18 protein-coding genes are annotated in these 20579 nt (G+C 71.9%); 12 read left to right on the top strand and 6 right to left on the bottom strand.

What is annotated here, in order from left to right; genetic code table 11:
- Positions 1-21: 21 nt before the first annotated feature.
- Complete coding sequence (locus AADR41_RS22045; protein ID WP_342283107.1) at positions 22-510, bottom strand: ribose-5-phosphate isomerase; 489 nt, start codon at positions 508-510, stop codon at positions 22-24.
- Positions 511-781: 271 nt separating this feature from the next.
- Here AADR41_RS22045 and AADR41_RS22040 point away from each other — a divergent pair, with 271 nt between their 5' ends.
- Both AADR41_RS22040 and AADR41_RS22035 read left to right on the top strand, forming a co-directional pair.
- Positions 782-2239, top strand: a complete 1458-nt coding sequence (locus AADR41_RS22040) for an amino acid permease (protein ID WP_342283106.1) — start codon at positions 782-784, stop codon at positions 2237-2239.
- A gap of 73 nt (positions 2240-2312) precedes the next feature.
- Positions 2313-3611, top strand: a complete 1299-nt coding sequence (locus tag AADR41_RS22035; RefSeq protein ID WP_342283105.1) for an FAD-binding oxidoreductase — start codon at positions 2313-2315, stop codon at positions 3609-3611.
- On the opposite strand, the gene AADR41_RS22030 is transcribed toward AADR41_RS22035, so the two are convergent.
- On the bottom strand, positions 3592-4188 hold the full coding sequence (locus AADR41_RS22030; protein WP_259931165.1) for a biotin transporter BioY: 597 nt from the start codon (positions 4186-4188) through the stop codon (positions 3592-3594). The genes AADR41_RS22035 and AADR41_RS22030 overlap by 20 nt on opposite strands.
- Before the next feature lie 497 nt (positions 4189-4685).
- Between AADR41_RS22030 and AADR41_RS22025 the strand changes: the two genes are divergently transcribed.
- A complete protein-coding gene (locus AADR41_RS22025) occupies positions 4686-6104 on the top strand; it encodes an amino acid permease (protein WP_342283104.1) in 1419 nt (472 codons plus the stop codon).
- On the opposite strand, the gene AADR41_RS22020 is transcribed toward AADR41_RS22025, so the two are convergent.
- Complete coding sequence (locus tag AADR41_RS22020) at positions 6094-6735, bottom strand: histidine phosphatase family protein (protein ID WP_342283103.1); 642 nt, start codon at positions 6733-6735, stop codon at positions 6094-6096. The genes AADR41_RS22025 and AADR41_RS22020 overlap by 11 nt on opposite strands.
- Positions 6736-6799: 64 nt before the next feature.
- Positions 6800-8227, bottom strand: coding sequence for an FGGY-family carbohydrate kinase (locus AADR41_RS22015; RefSeq protein WP_342283108.1), 1428 nt, complete (start codon positions 8225-8227; stop codon positions 6800-6802).
- A gap of 158 nt (positions 8228-8385) precedes the next feature.
- Between AADR41_RS22015 and AADR41_RS22010 the strand changes: the two genes are divergently transcribed.
- From AADR41_RS22010 to AADR41_RS21970, 9 genes are all read left to right on the top strand, one after another.
- Positions 8386-9813 (top strand): ABC transporter substrate-binding protein, encoded by a 1428-nt coding sequence (locus AADR41_RS22010; RefSeq protein ID WP_342283102.1) that lies wholly within the window; start codon positions 8386-8388, stop codon positions 9811-9813.
- A 3-nt stretch (positions 9814-9816) separates the two neighbouring features.
- Positions 9817-10788, top strand: a complete 972-nt coding sequence (locus AADR41_RS22005; RefSeq protein ID WP_342283101.1) for a carbohydrate ABC transporter permease — start codon at positions 9817-9819, stop codon at positions 10786-10788.
- Positions 10789-10825: 37 nt separating this feature from the next.
- A complete protein-coding gene (locus AADR41_RS22000; RefSeq protein WP_342283100.1) occupies positions 10826-11656 on the top strand; it encodes a carbohydrate ABC transporter permease in 831 nt (276 codons plus the stop codon).
- Positions 11653-12774 carry an ABC transporter ATP-binding protein gene (locus tag AADR41_RS21995; protein ID WP_342283099.1) on the top strand — a complete coding sequence of 374 codons (1122 nt, stop codon included), beginning with the start codon at positions 11653-11655 and terminating at the stop codon, positions 12772-12774. The genes AADR41_RS22000 and AADR41_RS21995 overlap by 4 nt, the downstream gene beginning before the upstream one ends.
- Positions 12771-13589 carry a DeoR/GlpR family DNA-binding transcription regulator gene (locus AADR41_RS21990; protein ID WP_266915836.1) on the top strand — a complete coding sequence of 273 codons (819 nt, stop codon included), beginning with the start codon at positions 12771-12773 and terminating at the stop codon, positions 13587-13589. Before AADR41_RS21995 ends, AADR41_RS21990 begins: the two co-directional genes overlap by 4 nt.
- Before the next feature lie 20 nt (positions 13590-13609).
- On the top strand, positions 13610-14686 hold the full coding sequence (locus tag AADR41_RS21985) for an ABC transporter ATP-binding protein (protein WP_342283098.1): 1077 nt from the start codon (positions 13610-13612) through the stop codon (positions 14684-14686).
- Positions 14683-15729 (top strand): NAD(P)-dependent oxidoreductase, encoded by a 1047-nt coding sequence (locus tag AADR41_RS21980; protein WP_342283097.1) that lies wholly within the window; start codon positions 14683-14685, stop codon positions 15727-15729. Before AADR41_RS21985 ends, AADR41_RS21980 begins: the two co-directional genes overlap by 4 nt.
- A gap of 14 nt (positions 15730-15743) precedes the next feature.
- Positions 15744-17159 (top strand): FGGY-family carbohydrate kinase, encoded by a 1416-nt coding sequence (locus tag AADR41_RS21975; protein ID WP_342283096.1) that lies wholly within the window; start codon positions 15744-15746, stop codon positions 17157-17159.
- Between the two features lie 130 nt (positions 17160-17289).
- Positions 17290-17931 (top strand): superoxide dismutase, encoded by a 642-nt coding sequence (locus AADR41_RS21970; RefSeq protein WP_342283095.1) that lies wholly within the window; start codon positions 17290-17292, stop codon positions 17929-17931.
- Positions 17932-18051: 120 nt separating this feature from the next.
- Here AADR41_RS21970 and AADR41_RS21965 read toward each other — a convergent pair whose 3' ends face one another.
- Together AADR41_RS21965 and fabV are read right to left on the bottom strand one after the other, a co-directional pair.
- Positions 18052-18909 (bottom strand): alpha/beta fold hydrolase, encoded by an 858-nt coding sequence (locus AADR41_RS21965; protein ID WP_342283094.1) that lies wholly within the window; start codon positions 18907-18909, stop codon positions 18052-18054.
- Between the two features lie 314 nt (positions 18910-19223).
- The gene (gene fabV / locus AADR41_RS21960; protein WP_342283093.1) at positions 19224-20453 is read right to left on the bottom strand and encodes an enoyl-[acyl-carrier-protein] reductase FabV; all 1230 of its coding nucleotides are present in this window, start codon (positions 20451-20453) and stop codon (positions 19224-19226) included.
- Positions 20454-20579 lie beyond the last annotated feature (126 nt).

The following is a 20579-nucleotide window of genomic DNA, read 5'->3' as shown; positions in this document are numbered from 1 at the left end:
CGCCACGGGGGTGGAGGCCGGTCAGCCCTGCTGAGGGTGGTGGGCCGGGATCGGGGGGAGCTCGCCGGTCGTCTCGTACGCCGTCAGCATCTCGATGCGACGGGTGTGACGCTCCTCGTTGGAGTACGGGGTGGCGAGGAAGATCTCGACGAACCTGGTGGACTCCTCCACCGAGTGCATCCGGCCGCCGATGGCGACCACGTTGGCGTTGTTGTGCTCGCGGCCCAGGGCGGCGGTCTGCTCGCTCCAGGCCAGCGCGGCACGGACGCCCTTGACCTTGTTGGCGGCGATCTGCTCGCCGTTGCCGGAGCCGCCGATCACGATGCCGAGGCTGTCCGGGTCCGCGGCCGTCCGCTCGGCGGCACGCAGGCAGAACGGCGGGTAGTCGTCCTGGGCGTCGTAGATGTGGGGGCCGCAGTCGACGGCCTCGTGGCCCTGGGCCGTGAGCCACTCGACGAGGTGGTTCTTGAGTTCATAGCCGGCATGGTCCGAGCCGAGGTACACGCGCATGCTCCGAGTGTGGCACGTGCGACGCGGGGTAGCCGCCATCGGGGTCGGAACGTTCCGGCCGTCCGCCCGGGACCTGCGGCGGACCCCGGGTGACCGCGATGCGCACGGATTCCGTGTGAGCGGGGCCACATGGGCAACGATCGGGTCAACGATTCGGAGGAAGGGGTTCCGCTTTTACCGTTCGCCGGGCTTCAATGCATCACTCGCTGTCGCACCCCACTGCGGCGGCCGGGCGCGCATCGCGTGATCCGAGAACGTAAGGATTCGATCCATGACGTCGCAGACGACCACGGCCGGGCCGGTCGACCGGCCGGCCGAGCCGGACTCCCCCCACCACTCCCCGGACGGCCTCAAGCCGGGACTCAAGAACCGCCATCTCTCGATGATCGCCATCGGCGGTGTGATCGGCGCGGGTCTCTTCGTGGGCTCCGGCGCCGGTATAGCCGCCGCCGGACCCGCCATCCTGCTGTCGTACGCGCTGGTCGGCCTGATGGTCGTCTTCGTGATGCGGATGCTCGGCGAGATGGCCGCGGCCCGCCCCAGCTCGGGCTCCTTCTCCGCCTACGCCGACCAGGCGCTGGGCCGCTGGGCCGGTTTCTCGATCGGCTGGCTGTACTGGTTCTTCTGGGTCGTGGTGCTCGCCGTCGAGGCCACGGCGGGTGCCAAGATCCTGGAGGGCTGGGTGCCGGGCGTCCCGCAGTGGGCGTGGGCGCTGATCGTGATGGTGGTGCTGACCGCGACGAACCTGGTCTCGGTCGGGTCGTACGGCGAGTTCGAGTTCTGGTTCGCCGGGATCAAGGTCGTGGCGATCGGCGCCTTCGTGGTCGTCGGACTGCTCGCCGTCTTCGGGCTGCTGCCCGGCTCGGACAACCCCGGCGCGGGACTCGCGCACCTCACCGACACCGGCGGATTCTTCCCCGAAGGGCCGGGCGCCATCCTCACCGGTGTGCTGATGGTCGTCTTCTCCTTCATGGGCAGCGAGATCGTCACCCTCGCCGCCGGCGAGTCGGAGGACCCGCAGCGCGCCGTCCAGAAGGCCACCAACAGCGTGATCTGGCGGATCGCGGTCTTCTACCTGGGCTCGATCTTCATCGTGCTCACGCTGCTGCCGTGGAACGACGCGTCGATCGTGAAGGACGGCAGCTATGTCGCCGCCCTCAACTCCATCGGCATCCCGCACGCCGGACAGGTCATGAACGTCATCGTCCTCACCGCCGTGCTGTCGTGCCTGAACTCCGGCCTCTACACGGCCTCCCGGATGGCCTTCTCGCTCGGCGGGCGCGGGGACGCGCCGAAGGCGTTCGCCCGGACGAACAAGCGGGGCGTGCCGCAGGCCGCGATCCTGTCCTCGGTGGTCTTCGGCTTCGTCGCGGTGTTCTTCAACTACAAGTGGCCCGACACCGTCTTCCAGTTCCTGCTGAACTCCTCCGGTGCGGTCGCGCTGTTCGTCTGGCTGGTCATCTGCTTCACCCAGCTGCGGATGCGCGGCATGATCCTGCGCGAGTCGCCGGAGAAGCTGGTCGTACGGATGTGGCTCTTCCCGTACCTGACCTGGGCGACCATCGCGATGATCTCGTTCGTCCTGGTCTACATGCTGACCGACGACAGCGGACGTGAGCAGGTGCTGCTCTCGCTGCTCGTCGCGGCGCTGGTGGTGGCGGTCTCGCTGGTCCGCGAGGCCAGGAACCGCCGGAACCGGGCAGCCGGGAAGACGGCCGCCCATATCTGACGGCCGTTGTCAGGTTTACCGGAGAGGCTCTCCCCCGCAACGCCACCGAGCGAGCGATCGGAGAGCCTTTTCCATGACCACCACCGCCCCGTCCGGCTTCCAGACCGGTTTCGCCATCCGCCCCGACCTCGTCGTGGAGGCCGCCCGCGCCGAGGACGTGCGCACCGCCGTGGCCGACGCCGCCGCGCGCGGCCTCCGGGTCCACGTCCACGCCACCGGCCACGGACAGCCCGGCGCCGTCGAGGGCGGGGTCCTGATCAGCACCCGCCGGATGGACTGCGTCGAGATCGACCCGGTCCGCCGCACCGCGCGGATCGGCGCGGGCGTCACCTGGGGGCAGGTGATCGAGGCCGCCGTGCCGTACGGCCTCGCCCCGCTGAACGGATCGTCCCCCTCGGTCGGCGCGGTCTCCTACACCCTCGGCGGCGGGCTCCCCGTCCTGGCCAGGGAGTTCGGATACGCGGCCGACCATGTGCGCGCGCTGGACGTCGTGACAGCCGACGGGGTGCTGCGCCGGGTCTCCCCGGCGGACGAGCCCGATCTCTTCTGGGCGCTGCGCGGCGGCGGTCACCGGCTCGGCGTGGTGACCGCCATGGAGATCGGCCTGGTGGAGGCCGGGCGGCTGTACGGCGGCTCGATCGCCTTCCACGGGGACGGGACCGCCGCCGAGGTGGCCGGCCGCTATCTGGAGTGGACCCGCACCGTGCCCGACACCCTGACGTCCTCGCTGGCGGCGGTCCGCTACCCCGACCTCCCGCAGCTGCCCCAGCCGCTGCGCGGGCGCTACGTGGTCTCGGTGCGGGTCGCGTACACCGGCAGCGCGGCACAGGGCGAGCGGCTGGTCGCGCTGCTGCGGGCGATCGGTCCGGCCGTCGTGGATTCGCTGCGGGAGATGACGTACGCCGAGAGCCACACCATTCACAGCGACCCGCCGTTCCCGCACGCCTACTACGGCGACAGCGTGGTGCTCGGCGACCTGGACGGGGACCTCGCCGCGCGCGTGCTGGAGCTGACCGGGCCGAAGGCGCCGATGATGACCGTGGTCCAGCTCAACCACCTGGGCGGCGCGCTCGCCGCCCGGCCCGCCGTGGACAACGCGGTGCCCTACCGGGAGGCCGGGTTCCTGCTGCGGCTGCTCTCACCGCTGGACGGTACGGACGTGGCGTCGGTGCGGTCCCTGTACGCGGAGGTGGCCGGGCTGCTCGCCCCCGGTGCCCTGGGCCGGTCGCTCGGCTTCTCCTTCGGCGGCGGGGACCGGACCGAGGGCTTCCACGACGCCCGGACACAGCAGAGGCTCGCCGGTCTGGTGTCGCGTCACGACCCGGCGAGCCTCTTCGGGGGGAGCTACGGGATCAGCCCCGGCGGCCGATGAGCTTCCAGGCGGCGGGCAGCGCGCCCATGGCCAGCGCGGCCTTCAGCGCGTCGCCGATCAGGAACGGCACCAGGCCGGCCGCGATCGCGGCGCTCGCCGACATGCCGGTGGCCAGCGCCAGGTACGGGACGCCGACCGCGTAGATGATCGCGGAGCCCAGCACCATCGTGCCCGCGGTGCGCAGCACGGAGCGGTCGCCGCCGCGGCGGGCGAGGCCGCCGACCACGGAGGCGGCGAGCAGCATGCCGAGGACGTAGCCGAACGAGGGGAAGCCCATTCCGGAGGTGCCCTCGGAGAACCACGGCATGCCGGCCATGCCCACCAGCGCGTACACCGCGAGGGAGAGGAAGCCGCGGCGGGCGCCGAGGGCGGTGCCGACGAGGAGCGCGGCGAAGGTCTGGCCGGTGACCGGTACCGGGGAACCGGGGACCGGCACGGCGATCTGGGCGGCGATGCCGGTGAGCGCGGCGCCACCGAGGACCAGGGCCGTGTCGACGGCGTAACGGTGCCTGGCGGCGGGCAGCAGGTCGGCGAGGACCGCTCCGGTGCGGGCAGGGGCGGCGGCAGCAGTGCTCATCGGGACTCCGGCGGGGGTGAGGGCAGGTGGGGACAGACTGAGCCCGACGTTAGCCCACGGGTTAACGACCGATCACCATCAGTGGCCCACAAAGCGTTGACCGGGGCGTTGGTGGGGTCCGCACAAAGAGCGGTACGCAACGGCGGGCCGGCGTGACGCTCGTCACTGAGCCGGGTACGGAGCGACCCGGATCCGGGCGGGCCGGGCCTGCCGGGACGGACTGTAGGTTCCCGCCAATTCCACCCGGGGCCTGCCGCCGATTGCGCCGCCGGCCCGTCGTCGGCCTCCACCCGGGGCCGGCGTGGATACGGGGTGCCGCCCGGCCGCGGCCCGCACGCCGCCCCACGTGTCCGGGTGTGCACCTTGTGTGAGCATCGTGCCCGTATAGCGGACAGTGGTTCCCCCTCGGCGGTGCGCGTGCTCAGACTGTGCGCGCACGTCCCCCCACGTATCACCCGTGCGTCCCCCACGTCTCACCGATCGAACAGAGCTTGTCCATGTCTCGGAATTCCGCGTCTCCCCCCACCGGTTCCCCGGCCGCCGTCCTTGACGCCGGGGCCGATTCGGCTCTCACCCACGGGCTCAAGCAGCGTCATCTGTCGATGATCGCCCTGGGCGGGGTCATCGGCGCCGGACTCTTCGTCGGCTCGGGCGCAGGCATCGCCGCCGCGGGCCCGTCGATCATCGTCGCCTACAGCGTCTCCGGGCTGCTGGTCATGCTCGTGATGCGCATGCTCGGCGAGATGTCGGCGGCGAATCCGGCGTCCGGCTCCTTCTCCGTCCACGCGGAGCGGGCGATCGGCCCCTGGGCGGGGTTCACCGCCGGCTGGGCGTTCTGGGTGCTGCTCTGCGTCGCCGTCGGCCTGGAGGGCATCGGCGCCGCGAAGATCGTCACCGGCTGGCTGCCCGGCACCCCGGAGTGGGCCTGGGTCGCGCTGTTCATGGTGGTCTTCCTGGGCACCAACCTGGCCTCGGTGAAGAAGTTCGGCGAGTTCGAGTTCTGGTTCGCCGCCCTCAAGGTCGTGGCGATCACGCTCTTCCTGGTCCTCGGCGTGCTGGCGATCCTCGGGGTGCTGCCGGGCACCGAGGCCCCCGGCACCGAGAACCTCAGCGGCGCGGGCGGATTCATGCCGAACGGCACCGAGGGCCTGGTGATCGGGCTGCTCGCCTCCGTCTTCGCGTACGGCGGCCTGGAGACCGTGACCATCGCCGCGGCCGAGTCCGAGGACCCGGTGCGGGGAGTCGCCAGTGCCGTGCGGACGGCGATGTGGCGGATCGCGCTGTTCTACGTCGGCTCGATGGCGGTCGTCGTCACGCTCGTCCCGTGGGACGACCCGAAGGTCGTGGAGGTCGGCCCGTTCTACGCGGCGCTGGACCACCTCGGCATCGGCGGCGCGGCCGAGATCATGAACGTGGTCATCCTGATCGCCCTGCTCTCCGCGATGAACGCCAACATCTACGGCGCCTCGCGGATGGCCTGTTCGCTGGTCGGCCGGGGCCAGGGCCCGAAGCGGCTCGGCCGGATCTCCTCGGGCGTCCCGCGCACCGCGGTCCTGGTCTCGTCCGTGTTCGGTTTCCTGTGCGTGCTGCTCAGCTACTGGCGTCCCGACGACGTGTTCCCGTGGCTGCTCAACATGATCGGCGCGGTGATCCTGGTCGTCTGGATATTCATCGCCGTCTCCCATCTGATCCTGCGCGCCCGGCTGGAGCGCGTGGCGCCCGAGCTGCTGGTGGTACGGATGTGGCTCTTCCCGTTCCTGACGGTGGTGGCGCTCCTCGCCATGGCCGGCATCTTCTTCCTGATGCTCCGCCAGCCGGACACCCGTGACCAGCTGCTGGCGACCGGTGCCATGACCCTCGTGCTCTGCGCCATCGGTGTCGTACGCCAGCGCCGGGCGGCGGCCGTCAGCGGCTGACGCCGGGTGCGTCCGGTGCGCAGGGCACGTTGAGGGAGAGCAGCGCGCCGCCCGCCTCCCCGATCCGCACCTCGCTCACCGCCGCGTTCCGCAGCTGCGGGAAGACCCGGCGGTAGGAGCCCAGCGGAATCGACAGCAGTTCGCACAGCACCAGCCGCAGCAGGGTGTTGTGCGCGACGACGAGCACCCGCTGCCCCGGGTGCCCGTCCGCGATCCGGCGCAGCGCCGCCGTCCCCCGGGCCGCCGCGGCCCGGGGGTCCTCGGCCCCCGGAAAGGGGTGGGCCACCGGGTCGGCGCGGTAGTCCCGGGCCCGTTCCGGCTGCTCGGCCGCGAATTCCGCCAGGGTGCGCCCCTCCACCTCGCCGAAGTCGCATTCGCGCAGCTCGTGTTCGCGCCGGGGGACGAGACCGAGCGCCTCGCACGCGGGCCGCGCGGTCTCGATGGCCCGGCTGACCGTGGACGTCCAGATCGCGTCGACCCCGTTGCGGGGCGCCCAGTCGCCCAGCTGCCGGGCCTGGCGGCGGCCCTCGTCGGTGAGGGCGATGTCGCTGACCCCGGCGTAGCGGTTCTCCGCGTGCCAGACGGTCTGCCCGTGGCGGGCGAGCAGCAGGGTGGCCGGGCTGCTGGTCATGGTTTCTCCGTTCGGGTCCGGGCGGTCATGGCTTCTCCGTTCGGGTCCGGGCGGTGGCGCGTGGTCACGACCGCTCCGCCCGGGTGCGGGCGTGGGCGGCGACCGGGCCGGGGAGCCAGCCGCGTCGCTCCAGTTCGTCCACCAGCGTGAGGTACGGCTCGGTGTACCACGCCGTGCGCACCGGGTGCGGGTGCAGCACGTGGCGCGTCCGCACCATCGCACCCGCTGTCCTGTTCAGGCTGGTCCCGGCCCGCGCGCCGTACGCGGCGAGGACGGCCATGCCGAGTGCGGGCTCGCTGTACTGCGGGATGCACACGGACCGGCCCAGGATGTCGGCGCGCAGCCTGCTCCAGTAACCGCTGCGGGCCGCGCCGCCGGTGAAGGTGAGCCGGTCGTACTGCTGGGCGCCGAGCATGTCGAGGTAGTCGAAGCAGAGCCGTTCGACCAGGCCCACGCCGGTGAGCAGGGCCAGCCAGTGCTCGGCCTCGGAGGCGGGCTCGCCGAGCAGGAAACCGGTGGCCTCCGGCGCCACGAAGGGGAACCGCTCCCCTGTCGCCACCAGGGGGTACGCCACCACCCGCGCCGGTTCGTGGTCGCGGGCCAGCGCGTCCATGCGGATCGGGTCCACGTCCGGGAAGGCGGCGGTCAGCACCCCGCCGCCGACGCCCGAGGCGCCGCCCGGCAGCCAGCTCCCGTCCGGCGCGCGGTGGTTGTAGACGACCCCGGCCGGGTCCTCGACCGGCGACGAGGTGACCCCCTTCAGCACCAGCGTCGTGCCGAGCACCGAATTCCAGGAGCCGACGGTCGGCGAACCGGAGGCGAGCTGCGCCGCGCATCCGTCCGTCATCCCGGCCACCACGGCGGTGCCCGCCGGGATCCCGGTCTCCTGGGCCGCCGCCCGCCCCACCTCGCCGATCCTCGTGCCCGGCCGCACCACGTCCGGGAAGATCCCGTCGGGCAGGCCCAGCTTCCCGAACCTGCGCCGGGGCCAGTCCTCCCGCTCCAGGTCGTAGCCGGTCTTCAGGGCGTGGCTGGAATCGGTGGGCAGCGGCGTCCCGGCGAGCCGGGCCAGGACCAGATCGGCCTGGTGCATCACCCGTACGGCGCCGTCCGTCCCCGACCCGTACTCCTTCAGCAGCCACATCACCTTGGGCAGCGCCCAGCTCGGCGGGGCCCCGGCCCTGGCCGCCTCAGCGACGGCCCGCCCGTCGTCGTACATCACCCCGGGGGTCAGCGGCCGGCCGGACCGGTCGCCGAGCAGCACGGTGCCGGAGGTGGCGCAGACGGCCAGCGCACGCGGGGCGGGGCAGTCGCGCAGCGCCTGCCGGCTGGCCGCGCACAGCGCCGTCCACCAGTCGAGGGGCCGCTGCTCGTGCCGTACGCCGTCACGTCTGCCCGTGAGCGGGGCGGAGCCGCTGCCGAGGATCTCGCCGTCGTCCGCCGCCACCACCGCCCGGACGCTCTGCGTGCCGAGATCGATGCCCATCCACATATCGGTCCCCTCTGTGAAGTTCTCACTCTGCACCGAGAATTTCCGTTGCGCGAGGGATTGACGGCCAACTTTCGTTGTTCCAAGCTCTGTTAACCAGTCGATTCAACGTGTGAACGGGCACCCCCCACCCATCTCCGGCCGGACCGTGGAGGTCACGGATGGACATGCACGCGCACGACCGGCGACGGTTCCTCGCCATCGGTGCGGCCGCGGCCGCGTCCGCCGCCCCGCTGCTGACCGCGTGCGGCGCGGGCTTCGGCGACGGCGGTTCGAAGGGCGGCGGCTCCGCGGCCGACGACGTCACCGGCCCGTTCGACTGGAAACGGGCCGAGGGCCGGACCGTCAAGGCGCTGCTCAACAAGCACCCGTACACCGATGCGCTGATCGCCGACCTGAAGGCGTTCACCGGGAAGACCGGGATCAAGGTCGAGTACGACGTCTTCCCGGAGGACAACTACTTCGACAAGCTCACCGTCGACCTGTCCAGCGGGCGCGCCTCCTACGACGTGTTCATGCTCGGCGCGTACATGGTGTGGCAGTACGGGCCGCCGGGCTGGCTGGAGGATCTCGGCCCCTGGATGCGCAACTCCTCGGCCACCGGGGACGACTGGGACCGGGAGGACTTCTTCCCCAACCTGCTCGCGGCCGACCAGTGGTCGCTGGAGGCGGGGGCGCCGCTCGGGCAGGGCGGGCAGTACGCGCTGCCGTGGGGCTGGGAGACCAATGTCGTCGCGTACAACACCGAGGTGTTCGAGAAGCTCGGCCTGAAGCCCGCCGAGACCTTCGACGAGCTGCGCGAGATCGCCGGGGCGATCACCCGCCGGGCGCCGGGGGCGGGCTTCGACGGGATGTACGGGGTCGCGGTGCGCGGCTCGCGCAGCTGGGCGACGATCCATCCCGGCTTCATGACGATGTACGCCCGCAACGGCCTGAAGGACTTCACCGTCGCGGGCGGGAAGGTGAAGCCCGCGATGAACTCCCCGGAGGCCGTCGCGTTCACCCGGGACTGGGCGGAGATGGTCAGGAAGGGCGGGCCGCCGTCCTGGACCTCGTACACCTGGTACCAGTGCTCCGGCGACCTCGGGGCGAAGAAGGCGGGGATGCTCTTCGACGCGGACACCGCCGCGTACTTCCAGGCGGTGAAGGGCGCCTCGCCCGCCTCCGGGAAGATCGCCTTCCACCCCGGCCCGAAGGGCCCGGGCGGCTCGCTCGCCACGAACATGTGGATCTGGTCGCTCGGCATGAACGCCCGCAGCCGCAACAAGTCCGCCGCCTGGCTGTTCCTCCAGTGGGCGACCGGCAAGGAGCACCTGCGCAAGGGCGCGATCGAGCACAACCACATCGACCCGGTGCGGAAGTCGGTGAGCCAGGACGCCGCCTACAAGGACAAGATGCGGGCGATCCCCGGGTTCATCGAGACCTTCGAGACGGTCGTCGACGAGACGAGGATCCAGTTCACCCCGCAGCAGCAGTTCTTCGACGCGACGACCAGCTGGGCCGCCGCGCTCCAGGAGATCTACGGCGGGAAGAACGCCTCGTCGGTGCTGAACGGCCTGGCGGGCGATCTGGCGTCGAAGGTCGGCTGACCGGTGCCGGGACGCGCGGCCACCGTGCCGGAGACCGGCCGCGGGGCGGCCACCGGCCAGGGGTCCGGGAAGCGGGCGGTGCGGGCGGTTCCGGCGTGGCGCCGCTCGCTGCGGCCGTATCTGCTGATCGTGCCCGCGCTGCTGCTGACCGGCGGGATCCTCTACCCGTTCGGGCTCGGCCTCTACTACACGCTGTACGACTTCGCGGCGAGCAAGCCGCAGCCCGACCTGGTGGGCATCGGGAACTACCGGCGGATCCTCACCCAGCCGGCGTTCTGGGACTCGGCGCGGGTGACGGTGGCGTACGCGGTCGGCGCGGCGGCCGTCGAGACGGTGCTCGGGGTGTCCGTGGCGCTGCTGCTGCACCGGTCGAGCCGGGTCGGGCGGGTGCTGGAGAAGATTCTGATCCTGCCGCTGATGATCGCGCCGGTGATCGCCGCGATCATGTGGAAGCTGATGCTCCAGCCGTCGGTCGGAGTCGTCAACCACCTCCTGGAGCCGATCGGCCTGGGCGGTGTGCAGTGGACGGACACCCCGACGGGCGCGCTGCTCTCCTCGATCACGGTGGACGTGTGGGTCTACACCCCCTTCGTCGCGATCCTCGCGCTGGCCGGTCTGCGCTCGCTGCCCGCCTCGCCGTTCGAGGCGGCGGCGGTCGACGGGGCGGGCCGGTGGTTCACCTTCCGGCGGCTGACGCTGCCGATGCTCTGGCCGTACGTGCTGGTCGCCGTGATCTTCCGGTTCATGGACTCGCTGAAGGTCTTCGACATCATCTACGCGCTGACCGAGGGCGGGCCCGGCGACTCGACGATGGTGCTCCAGATCCGGGCCTATCTGGAGGCGATCCGCTTCCAGCGCTACTCGTTCGGGATCAGCTACATGATCGTGCTCTGGGCCGTGGTCTACCTGGTCACGATGGCGCTGGTGCGCCATCTGGGCCGGATCCAGAACCGGGCGGCGGAGGTGCCGGGATGAGGCGCACGATGCCCTGCGCCGGCACGGAGGCGGCCCGGTGAGGCGCAGAGTGCTCTCCGTCGCCGCCGATCTGGCGCTGATCGGCTACTTCGTCTTCGCGCTGTTCCCGGTCGCCTGGATGGTGGTCCTGTCGCTGAAGCCGGCGAACGAGCTGTTCAGCACGTACTTCTCGTTCACCCCGACCCTCGACTCGTACCGCACGGTGCTGGGCGCCGGGGGCGACCAGGGGGTGCCGTTCCTCCGGTTCTTCGTGAACAGCCTCGTGGTGTCGCTGGGCGCGGTCGCGCTGTCGCTGGTGATCGGACTGCCCGCCGCGTACGCCGCCGCGCGGTGGCGGTTCCGCGGCTCGGAGAACCTGATGTTCACCCTGCTCTCGTTCCGCTTCGCGCCCGAACTCACCGTGATCATCCCGTTGTTCGTGCTCTACCAGCGGCTGGGGCTCTTCGACACGTACGTCGGCATGGTGTGGGTGCTGCAACTGGTGACGCTGCCGCTGGTCGTCTGGATCATGCGGTCGTACTTCTTTGACCTCTCCCCCGAGCTGGAGCAGGCGGCGCTGCTGGACGGCTACACCCGCAAGCAGGCGTTCTTCAGGGTCGTGCTGCCGCTGGTGAAGCCGGGGATCGCGGCCGTCTCGCTGCTGGCGTTCATCTTCGCGTGGAACAACTTCGTCTTCCCGCTGATCCTCACCTCGTCGAACGCGCAGACGGTGACGGTCGGGGCGCTGTCCTTCCTCGGCGGCGACCGGCCCAAGTACAACCTGACGGCCGCGGCGGCGCTGGTCTCGGTGGTCCCGCCGCTGCTGCTGGCGCTCACCATCCAGCGGTATCTGGTGCGCGGGCTGTCGTTCGGGGCGGTGAAGTCATGACCGGCCGGACGGCCATCGCGCTGCGCGGTGTCAGCAAGCGGTACGGGAAGCACACCGCGCTCGACGGCCTGGACCTGGAGGTGGGCGAGGGCGAGTTCTTCTGTCTGCTCGGCCCGTCCGGCGCCGGGAAGACGACCACGCTCAAGACGATCGCGGGCCTGGAGCAGCCGCAGGCCGGGACGGTCGAGCTGGGCGGGGCGGACATGGCGGGGGTGGAGCCCTACGACCGGGGCGTGGCCATGTGCTTCGAGTCGTACGCGCTCTATCCGCACCGCACCGCGTACGACAACCTGGCCTCCCCGCTCCGCTCGCCGCGCCACCGCCTCCCCGCGTCCGAGGCGCGCGAGCGGATCGGGGAGGTCGCCGAGCTCCTGGGCATCGGCGCCCTGCTGGACCGCCAGGTGGGCCGGCTCTCCAACGGTCAGCGGCAGCGGGTGGCGCTCGGCCGGGTGCTGGTGCGGCCGGCCAGGGCGTTCCTGCTCGACGAGCCGCTGTCGCATCTGGACGCGAAGCTGCGGCAGGCGATGCGCGCGGAGCTGCGGGCGATCGGCGCGGTCCGGCGCACGACCACGCTGTACGTCACCCACGACTCGGTGGAGGCGCTGGCGCTCGGCGACCGGATCGGGGTGATCCGGGACGGCCGGATGGTGCAGACCGGCACCCGCGAGGAGCTGTGGCACCGCCCGTACGACACCTTCGTCGCCCGGTCCTTCGGCCGGCCGCGGATCAATCTGCTGCCCGGCACGGTGACACCCGAGGGGCACTTCCGGTCGCCGGACGGGGCGTACGAGCTGCCGCTGACGGTGCCCGCACCGCCCGGGACCGCCGTCCAACTGGGCGTACGGCCCCGGGACATCGGCCTCCGGGGCCCGGCGGGGGGCGGCGCCGGCCGCCCGGACCTGGAGCTGACCGGCGCCGTCCATGTCACCGAGCTGCTCGGCCGGGCCACCGAGGTGACCGTACGGATCGGCGGGCAGCGGCTGTCCCTCGTCGTCCCGCGCGCCGAGGCGGCCGGACTGAGCCCCGACCGGCCGGTCCGGCTTTCCGTACCGCCTGAGAGTCTGCTGCTGTTCGAGGCCGACCGGCCGGCACGTCCAGGACGAAGGATCAGCACGTGAGCAACGTTCCGCAGCGGGGCCCCGCCCCGCGCCAGGCATCCATAGCCGAGTACGTCCTCGCGCAGGGCGAGGTGAGCGCCGCAGAGCTGGCGGAGCGCTTCGACGTCAGCCTGATGACCATCCACCGCGATCTGGACGAGCTGGAACGGCAGGGCATCGTCCGCAAGTTCCGCGGCGGCGTCACCGCCCAGCCGTCCGGCGTCTTCGAGTCGAACGTCTCCTACCGGCTGAAGACGATGCGGGCCGAGAAGGCCGCCGTCGCCGAGCGGGCCCTGAAGCTGATAGAGCCGGGCATGGCGGTGATGCTCGACGACTCGACGTCCACGCTGGAGATAGCGCGCAGGCTGCGCTCCATCACCCCGCTGACCGTCGTCACCAACTTCCTGGAGGCGATCAATCTGCTGTCGCAGGAGCGCGGCATCCATCTGATGGGCCTCGGCGGGGACTTCGACCCGCTGCACTCCTCGTTCCTCGGTGTCTCCTGCGTGGAGGCGGTGCAGTCGCTCCAGGTCGACATCTGCTTCACCTCGACCTCCGCCGCGTCCGGCGGCTTCGCCTACCACCAGGAGCAGCACATCATCGCCGTGAAGCGGGCGATGCTCGACTCGGCGAGCCGCAATGTGCTGCTGCTCGACCACTCGAAGCTGGGCCGGGTCGCCCTGCACCGGCTGGCCCCGCTCTCCCGCTTCGATCTGCTGCTGGTCGACGACGGGGCGTCCCCGCAGGCGCTGAGCGAGCTCGACGAGCACAAGGTGCCCTACGAGGTCTGCTCCACCGGACGGGACTCCGGAGCGGGGGACGGCGATGACGGGTGACGGTGAGGCGGCGGTGAGGGATGACTGAACTGGCCCTGCGCGCACTGCGCAAGACCTACACCGGGCGGGGCCGGGCCGCCGTCGAGGCCGTCCGGTCCATCGACGTCGAGCTGCGCTCCGGCGAGCTGCTGGGGCTGCTCGGCCCGTCCGGCTGCGGCAAGTCCACCACCCTGCGGATGATCGCCGGCCTGGAGACGGTCACCGGCGGCGACATCCTCATCGGCGGCTCGTCGGTGGTGCCGCTCCCGGCCCGGCAGCGCAACATCGGGGTGGCGTTCGAGAACTACGCGCTGTACCCGCCGCTGACGGTCGCGGAGAACCTCGGTTTCGGGCTGGCCGCCCGGGGCGGGTGCGGCCGGGCGGAGATCGGCCGCCGGGTCGCCGCGATGGCCGGACGGCTCGGGATCACCGACCTCCTGGACGCCCGCCCGGCCGGGCTCTCCAGCGGCCAGAAGCAGCGGGTCGCCCTGGCCCGCGCGCTGATCCGGGTGCCCGACGTGCTCCTCCTGGACGAGCCGCTCTCCCATCTCGACGCCGGCCAGCGGGACACCACCCGGCGCGAGTTGAAACGGATCCAGCGCGACAGCGGCCACACCACCATCCTGGTCACGCACGACCAGGAGGAGGCGCTGTCGCTCGCCGACCGGATCGCGGTGATGCGGGACGGCGAGATCCAGCAGCTCGGCACCCCCGAGGAGATCTACGACGCCCCGGCGAACCTGTTCGTCGCCGACTTCGTCGGGGAGCCGGCCGTCAATCTGCTGCCGGGCACCGCCACCGGCTCGGGCACGGTGCGCCTCTCGGACTCCGTGCACGTCCCCGTACCGCACCGGATCGCGGCGGGACGCGCGGTGGTGCTCGGCATCCGCCCGGAGGATGTGCGCCTGGACGACACTGGTGCACGGGCCCGGGTCGCCGCCCATGAGCCCCTGCTGGAATCCGGCATCGCCACGCTCTCGCTCGACGGGGTGGCGAAGCCGCTGGTCGTCGTGACCGGTCCGGAGGTACGGCTCGACCGGGACGACACCGTACGCATCACCGCCGATCCCCGGCACGTCCATGTCTTCGACGCCCAGACAGGAGACGCTCTGCGATGACCCGCCCCCAGACGGTCCGCCCCGCCACGAGGATTCTGCTCGCCGGTGACCACTTCGTCCGCAACTCGCTGCTCGCCGAGGCCGTGCACCAGGCGCTCGGCCCGACCGGCACGGAGCCGCAGCTCACCGAACTCACCCTGCCCTGGCCCCTGGAGCCCTTCGGCAAGGTCGCCGAGGTCGACGAGGCGAGCGACGTCGAGGACGCGCTGATCGCCGCCCTGGACGGGGTCGAGGTGTGCGTGACCCAGATGGGCCCGTTCACCGAGCGGGTGCTGGCCGCCGCCCCCGACCTCCGGCTGATCGTGGTCTGCCGGGGCGGCCCGGTCAATGTGAACGCGGCCGCCGCACGCGCCCGGGGCGTACGGGTGTGCTTCGCGCCGGGGCGCAACGCGGCGGCGACCGCCGAGTTCACCGTCGGGCTGATCCTCTCCGCGCTGCGCCGCATCCCCGAGGCCCACCGCTCCCTCGCCGCGGACGGCCGCTGGGACGCCACCCACTACACGTACGAGAACTGCGGCCTGGAGCTGGAGGACACCCCGGTCGGCCTGATCGGGTACGGCGCGGTGGGCAGCCGGGTGGCCCGGGTGCTGTCCGCGTTCGGTGCCGAGGTCGAGGTGTACGACCCGTATGTGCGCGGCGACGTCCACGGCATGCGCGCCGCGTCGCTGGAGGCGCTGCTGTCCCGTTCCCGGGTCCTCACCCTGCACGCCAGGCTCACCCCGGAGTCCCGGCATCTCATCGGCGCCCGCGAACTGGCGATGCTGCCGCGCGGCGCGGTGGTGGTGAACGCGGCCCGGGGCGGGCTGCTGGACACGGACGCGCTGTGCGACGCCCTGGACTCGGGGCAGTTGCGGGCCGCGGCGCTCGACACGTACGAGCAGGAGCCGCCGCCGGCCACGTCGCGGCTCTTCCGTACCCCGCGTCTGCTGATGACCCCGCACGTGGCGGGGGCCAGCCGGGCCGTCGCGCAGAAGGCGGCCCGGATCGCGGCGGCCGAGGTGGCGCGCCACGTGCGGAACGAGCCGCTCGCCCACGCGCTGTGAGAGGAACCGTGACGATGACCGCGAGCACGACGAGATACATCGGCGTCGATGTCGGCACGTCCGTGGTGAAGGCCGCCGCCTTCGACCCGGGCGGCCGCACGCTGGCCGTCGAGTCCCGCCCGGTGGGGCTCGCGATCCACGGCGGGTCCGTGGAGCAGGACATGGACGAGGTGTACGGCGCGGTCCGCGAGGTGCTGGACGCGCTCGGCTCCGAGGGAGCCGGGTTCGTCGGTCTCACCGGCCAGGGCGACGGCGTCTGGCTGGTCGACGGGGCGGGCCTGCCGGTCCGCAAGGCGATCTCCTGGATGGACGGCCGGGCCCATGAACTGGTCGACTCCTGGCTGGCGTCCGGGGTCTTCGAGACCGTCTACCGGCGCACCGGCAGCGCGATGTTCCCCGGTTGTCCGGGCCCGCTGCTGGCCTGGCTCGACCGGCACGAACCCGCCTCGCTCGACGCCGCGGCGACCGCTCTGTACTGCAAGGACATGGTGTTCCAGCGGCTGACGGGGGTCCGGGCCACGGACGTCTCCGACGCGTCGATGCCGTTCCTGGACCCGGTGACCCGCGCGTACGCCGCGGATGTGGTGGCCGCGCTCGGTCTCGCCCACCGGGCGCCGCTCCTCGCCCCGGTCAGCGACCCGGTGGCCACCGCCGCGCTCCCCTCCGGGTTACGGATCTCCAACGGCCCGTACGACCTGCCGGCCTGCGCGCTGGGCGCGGGCGTCACCCGCCCCGGCGACGGACTGCTGATCGTCGGCACCTGTCTGGCCTCGCTGGTGGCCACCGAACAGCTCGACCTGGACGGCGAACCGGCCGGCCTGCACATCTCCACCGACCGCCCCGGCCACTGGCTGCGCGCCATGCCCGCGATGGTCGGCACGGCGGCCCTGGACTGGGTGCTGACCACCACCGGCGTACGCCACACGGAGGTCGACGCGCTGCTCGCCACCACCGCGCCGGGCGCGAACGGGGTCCGGGTGCTCCCCTACTTCGCCCCGTCCGGCGAACGCGCCCCGTTCGTCGAGCCGAGGCTGCGCGCCGAGTTCACCGGGGTGTCCCTGGAGACCACCCCCGCCGATCTGATCCGCGCCGTCTGCGAGGGCATCGGCTTCGCCGCCCGGCACTGCCTGGAGGCCGCGGGCCTCACCGGCACCCTCGCCCTGTGCGGCGGCGGCACCCGCTCCCCCGCGTGGATGCGGCTGTTCGCCGATGTGCTGGGCCGGCCGGTCCGGATCGTGGAGGGCGAGGTCGGCGCACGCGGCGCGGTGCTGGCGGCGGCGGAGCGCTTCGGAGTGGAGCTGGACACGGCCGCGTGGACGGCCCCCACATCGATCGTCGAACCGGACCCGGCGCACGCGGCGCACTACACGAAGGCGTACGAGGACCACCTGAACCGACTCGCCCAGGCCCGCACGCACGCCCGCGCCTGAGCCCCTCGTTCCCGGGCGGGGCTCCGGTCCTACGTCGAAGGGCTGATCATTGTCGACCCTTCCTGCTGTTAGCCTGCTCTTGCATATAGGTTGCAATAACCACAGGAAAGCAGCTGGAGGGTTCGACCACATGGCCACGTACACGCTTCCGGAACTCCCGTACGACTACGCGGCGCTCGAACCGGTCATCAATCCGCAGATCATCGAGCTCCACCACGACAAGCACCACGCCGCCTATGTGAAGGGTGCGAACGACACCCTGGAGCAGCTGGCGGAGGCCCGCGACAAGGAGGCCTGGGGGGCGATCAACGGGCTTCAGAAGAGCCTCGCGTTCCACCTCTCCGGCCACATCCTGCACTCCATCTACTGGCACAACATGACCGGTGACGGCGGCGGCGAGCCGCTCGCCGCGGACGGTGTCGGTGACCTGGCGGACGCGATCACCGAGTCGTTCGGCTCGTTCGCCGGCTTCAAGGCCCAGCTGACGAAGGCCGCGGCCACCACGCAGGGCTCCGGCTGGGGCGTCCTGGCGTACGAGCCGGTCAGCGGCAGGCTGATCGTCGAGCAGGTCTACGACCACCAGGGCAACGTCGGCCAGGGCTCCGTCCCGGTCCTGGTCTTCGACGCCTGGGAGCACGCCTTCTACCTCCAGTACAAGAACCAGAAGGTCGACTTCATCGAGGCGATGTGGGCCGTCGTCAACTGGCAGGACGTGGCGAAGCGTTACGCGGCGGCCAAGGAGCGCGCCGACGTCCTGCTGCTCGCCCCCTGACCGGAAGACGCCCGGACGTCCTGCCTCGTGATCGTCTTCTCAACCTTCACCGGGCAGGCGGATGAAGGGAGAACCCCCGCCTGGACGTGCAGGCGGGGGTTCTTCTGCGTATTCGAGGAGTCAGACGGCTGCGGCGCGCCCCAGCAGCGTGCTCAGCACCTGCTCGGCATGCGTCCAGAGCACCGCCCCGCCGGCCTCCGGCACCAGGTGCCGGACCGCGCCCGGGATGCGCGTGGTCAGTCCGGCCCCCTGGTCGGGCGAGTGGCCGGTGTCCTTCTCCCCGTACCAGAGGTCGACGGGTACGGCGATGTCCGCCAGTGCGATCCCCCAGCGCCCCATGGCCAGGACGGTGTCCCGGGCATAGCCGGCCGCTCCCTGCGCGAAGGCCTCGTCGAGCGCGCGCCGGTAGGCGGCCGCGAACGCCGGCTGCTGATAGACGGCGAGATCGCACTCCGGACTGCCGGACATGACCATGTCCCACATCGCCTGCGAGCCGAACCCGGCGAAGACCTGCTCGGCGGCGGCCGGGTCGAGGACGGCGAGGTCGACGAGGCGCCGCAGTTCGCCCGGCAGCGCGTCGGCGAAGCGCGGCTCGGCGATCTCGTCCCCGCCGGAGACGACCGCGAGCGCCCGGACCGCTCCTGCTGCGGCGCACGCCAGCGCGAACGGCGCCCCTTGGGAGTTGCCGACCATCAGGGGCCGTCCCAGGCCCCGCAGACCGGCGAACGCGCGGACGTCGTCGACGAAGTCGTCGAAGGTGCGGCCGGGCCGGGGCGAGGAGACGCCCAGGCCGGGGCGGTCGACGGAGATCAGCCGCACACCCAGCGCGTCCAGCGCCTCAGCTCCGAACCCGAGGTGCCTGCTGGTGGCCGCCCCCGGCGAGAACAGCACCGGCACCCCGTCCGCCGGCCCCCACTCGGCCCAACCCAGCGACCGCCCTCCCGAAAGCTGCTCCGTATCGATACGAACCGGGTCCATCACACACAAATCCATGCACCCGATCATGGCCGGATCCATCGTTCGTGTCCAAGAGTTTTCCCGCCGAGCGCCATGCGCCGACGGCCGGGCGCCGACCGTCGACGGCCGAGCACCGCGGCCGGCCGTCGGTCACCCGACGGACACGCCCATCCCCTTCACCTCTTCGGCGCTCACGACGTCCGCACGGTCGCGCAGGTGCGCGCGCTCCGGTTTCCTGCCGCCGTACAGCACTCGGCCGCGGTCACCGATGACGACCGGCTCGTTGCGCGCGGCAGCGCTTGAACAGGGTGAGCGATTCACTGATCCGCCCGGCATCACGCGCGGGAGCCGGGCCCCCGAGTGACGGCGTCCGGCCAGGGGATGTCGGTCTCGACCGGCGCGGCGTAGTCGATGCCGGGCACGGCGAATCCGTACAGCCGCTGCACTTCGGCGTGGAACCAGCCGAGGTCGGCGAGTTCGGTGATGTTCGCGGTGGTGGCGGTGTTCCACCGTTCGGTGACGGCCGCCTGGACGGCGGGGGCGAGTTCCCAGGTGTCCAGGCGCACCCGTCCCTCCTCGTCGAGGTCGAGCGGGCGGGCGCCGGTGAGCTGGTCCCACAGGTCGGTGAGCTGCCCGATCGGCGGGACCATGGCGTGGCCGAGAACGCCGCGGAGCAGCCCGACGTACAGGGCGATGCCCGGGATCGCGGTCGAGGACTGGGTGACGGCAGCCGCGTTGACCGAGGTGACCGCGCGCCCGCCGACCAGCTTGCCGAGCCGCTCGTCCAGGGTGCGGGCGGTCTGTTCGAGGTGGGACTTGGCGGCGCCGATGGTGCCCTGCCGGTAGATCGCCGCCGTCAGCGCGGAGCCGATGTACGAGAGGGCCGCGGTGGTGAATCCGTCGGCGAGCAGTCCGCGGTCGGCAAGGTGGTCGATCCACCGCTCCCAGTCGGTACCGCCCATGACGGCGACGGTCTGCTCGATGTCGTCGCCGTCGGCCGGCTGCGTTCCGACCTCCCGCACCTCACCGGTGCCCCCGTCGTCGAAGACGAGGGTCTTGGTGCGGTACGCCTCGCCGATGGGCTTGAGGACGGAGGCGTACGTGGTTCCGGTGACGGGGTCGGTGCGGCGCGGGGCGGCCACCGAGTAGATCAGGTAGTCCAGACGGCCGTCGAACCGCTCCTCCAGCACCTGAGCGACCTGGTTCTTCATCTCGTCGGAGAACGCGTCCCCGTTGAGGAACACCATGTCGTGACCGTGCCGACGGACGAGCCCGGCGGTCGCGGCCGTGCGGTACCAGCCGGCCGTACCCGTACGCCGCCCGGGGGCCTTCTCGAAGCAGACCCCGATGCCGCGGATCCCGGCACGGGCGAGACCCGCGATCGTCGCGGCCAGCCCGTACCCGGCGGAGGAGCCGATGACCAGCGCCACGGGTGCCCGGTCGGGGGCCCGGGACGGGGCGGGGACGGCCTGCCACATGTCCTCCACCAGGCGCGCACAGCCCGCCGGGTGGGAATCGAGGAAGAGGAATCCGCGATTCTTGGGGGCGATGACACGTTCGCTCATGGATTCGGGTCCTTACGGTTCGGCACGGACGAGGAAGCGGCGACCGCGAGGGGACGCGCCGCACCCTGCAAGTCTGCGACGGTGTGCAGACGGGTGATCACCTCGCCGGCGACAGTATTGCCCGGC

Source organism: Streptomyces sp. CLV115 (assembly GCF_038448545.1).
In the GTDB taxonomy this organism is placed as follows: Bacteria; Actinomycetota; Actinomycetes; order Streptomycetales; family Streptomycetaceae; genus Streptomyces; species Streptomyces sanglieri.
This window is presented reverse-complemented; position numbering and strand designations above follow the sequence as displayed.

What these genes read in the sequence shown, in the direction of transcription:
- AADR41_RS22045 (WP_342283107.1), bottom strand. Translation starts at nt 510, where the DNA reads ATGCGCGTGTACCTCGGCTCGGACCATGCCGGCTATGAACTCAAGAAC.
- AADR41_RS22040 (WP_342283106.1), top strand. Translation starts at nt 782, where the DNA reads ATGACGTCGCAGACGACCACGGCCGGGCCGGTCGACCGGCCGGCCGAG.
- AADR41_RS22035 (WP_342283105.1), top strand. Translation starts at nt 2,313, where the DNA reads ATGACCACCACCGCCCCGTCCGGCTTCCAGACCGGTTTCGCCATCCGC.
- AADR41_RS22030 (WP_259931165.1), bottom strand. Translation starts at nt 4,188, where the DNA reads ATGAGCACTGCTGCCGCCGCCCCTGCCCGCACCGGAGCGGTCCTCGCC.
- AADR41_RS22025 (WP_342283104.1), top strand. Translation starts at nt 4,686, where the DNA reads ATGTCTCGGAATTCCGCGTCTCCCCCCACCGGTTCCCCGGCCGCCGTC.
- AADR41_RS22020 (WP_342283103.1), bottom strand. Translation starts at nt 6,735, where the DNA reads ATGACCAGCAGCCCGGCCACCCTGCTGCTCGCCCGCCACGGGCAGACC.
- AADR41_RS22015 (WP_342283108.1), bottom strand. Translation starts at nt 8,227, where the DNA reads ATGTGGATGGGCATCGATCTCGGCACGCAGAGCGTCCGGGCGGTGGTG.
- AADR41_RS22010 (WP_342283102.1), top strand. Translation starts at nt 8,386, where the DNA reads ATGGACATGCACGCGCACGACCGGCGACGGTTCCTCGCCATCGGTGCG.
- AADR41_RS21995 (WP_342283099.1), top strand. Translation starts at nt 11,653, where the DNA reads ATGACCGGCCGGACGGCCATCGCGCTGCGCGGTGTCAGCAAGCGGTAC.
- AADR41_RS21985 (WP_342283098.1), top strand. Translation starts at nt 13,610, where the DNA reads ATGACTGAACTGGCCCTGCGCGCACTGCGCAAGACCTACACCGGGCGG.
- AADR41_RS21980 (WP_342283097.1), top strand. Translation starts at nt 14,683, where the DNA reads ATGACCCGCCCCCAGACGGTCCGCCCCGCCACGAGGATTCTGCTCGCC.
- AADR41_RS21975 (WP_342283096.1), top strand. Translation starts at nt 15,744, where the DNA reads ATGACCGCGAGCACGACGAGATACATCGGCGTCGATGTCGGCACGTCC.
- AADR41_RS21970 (WP_342283095.1), top strand. Translation starts at nt 17,290, where the DNA reads ATGGCCACGTACACGCTTCCGGAACTCCCGTACGACTACGCGGCGCTC.
- AADR41_RS21965 (WP_342283094.1), bottom strand. Translation starts at nt 18,909, where the DNA reads ATGGACCCGGTTCGTATCGATACGGAGCAGCTTTCGGGAGGGCGGTCG.
- fabV (WP_342283093.1), bottom strand. Translation starts at nt 20,453, where the DNA reads ATGAGCGAACGTGTCATCGCCCCCAAGAATCGCGGATTCCTCTTCCTC.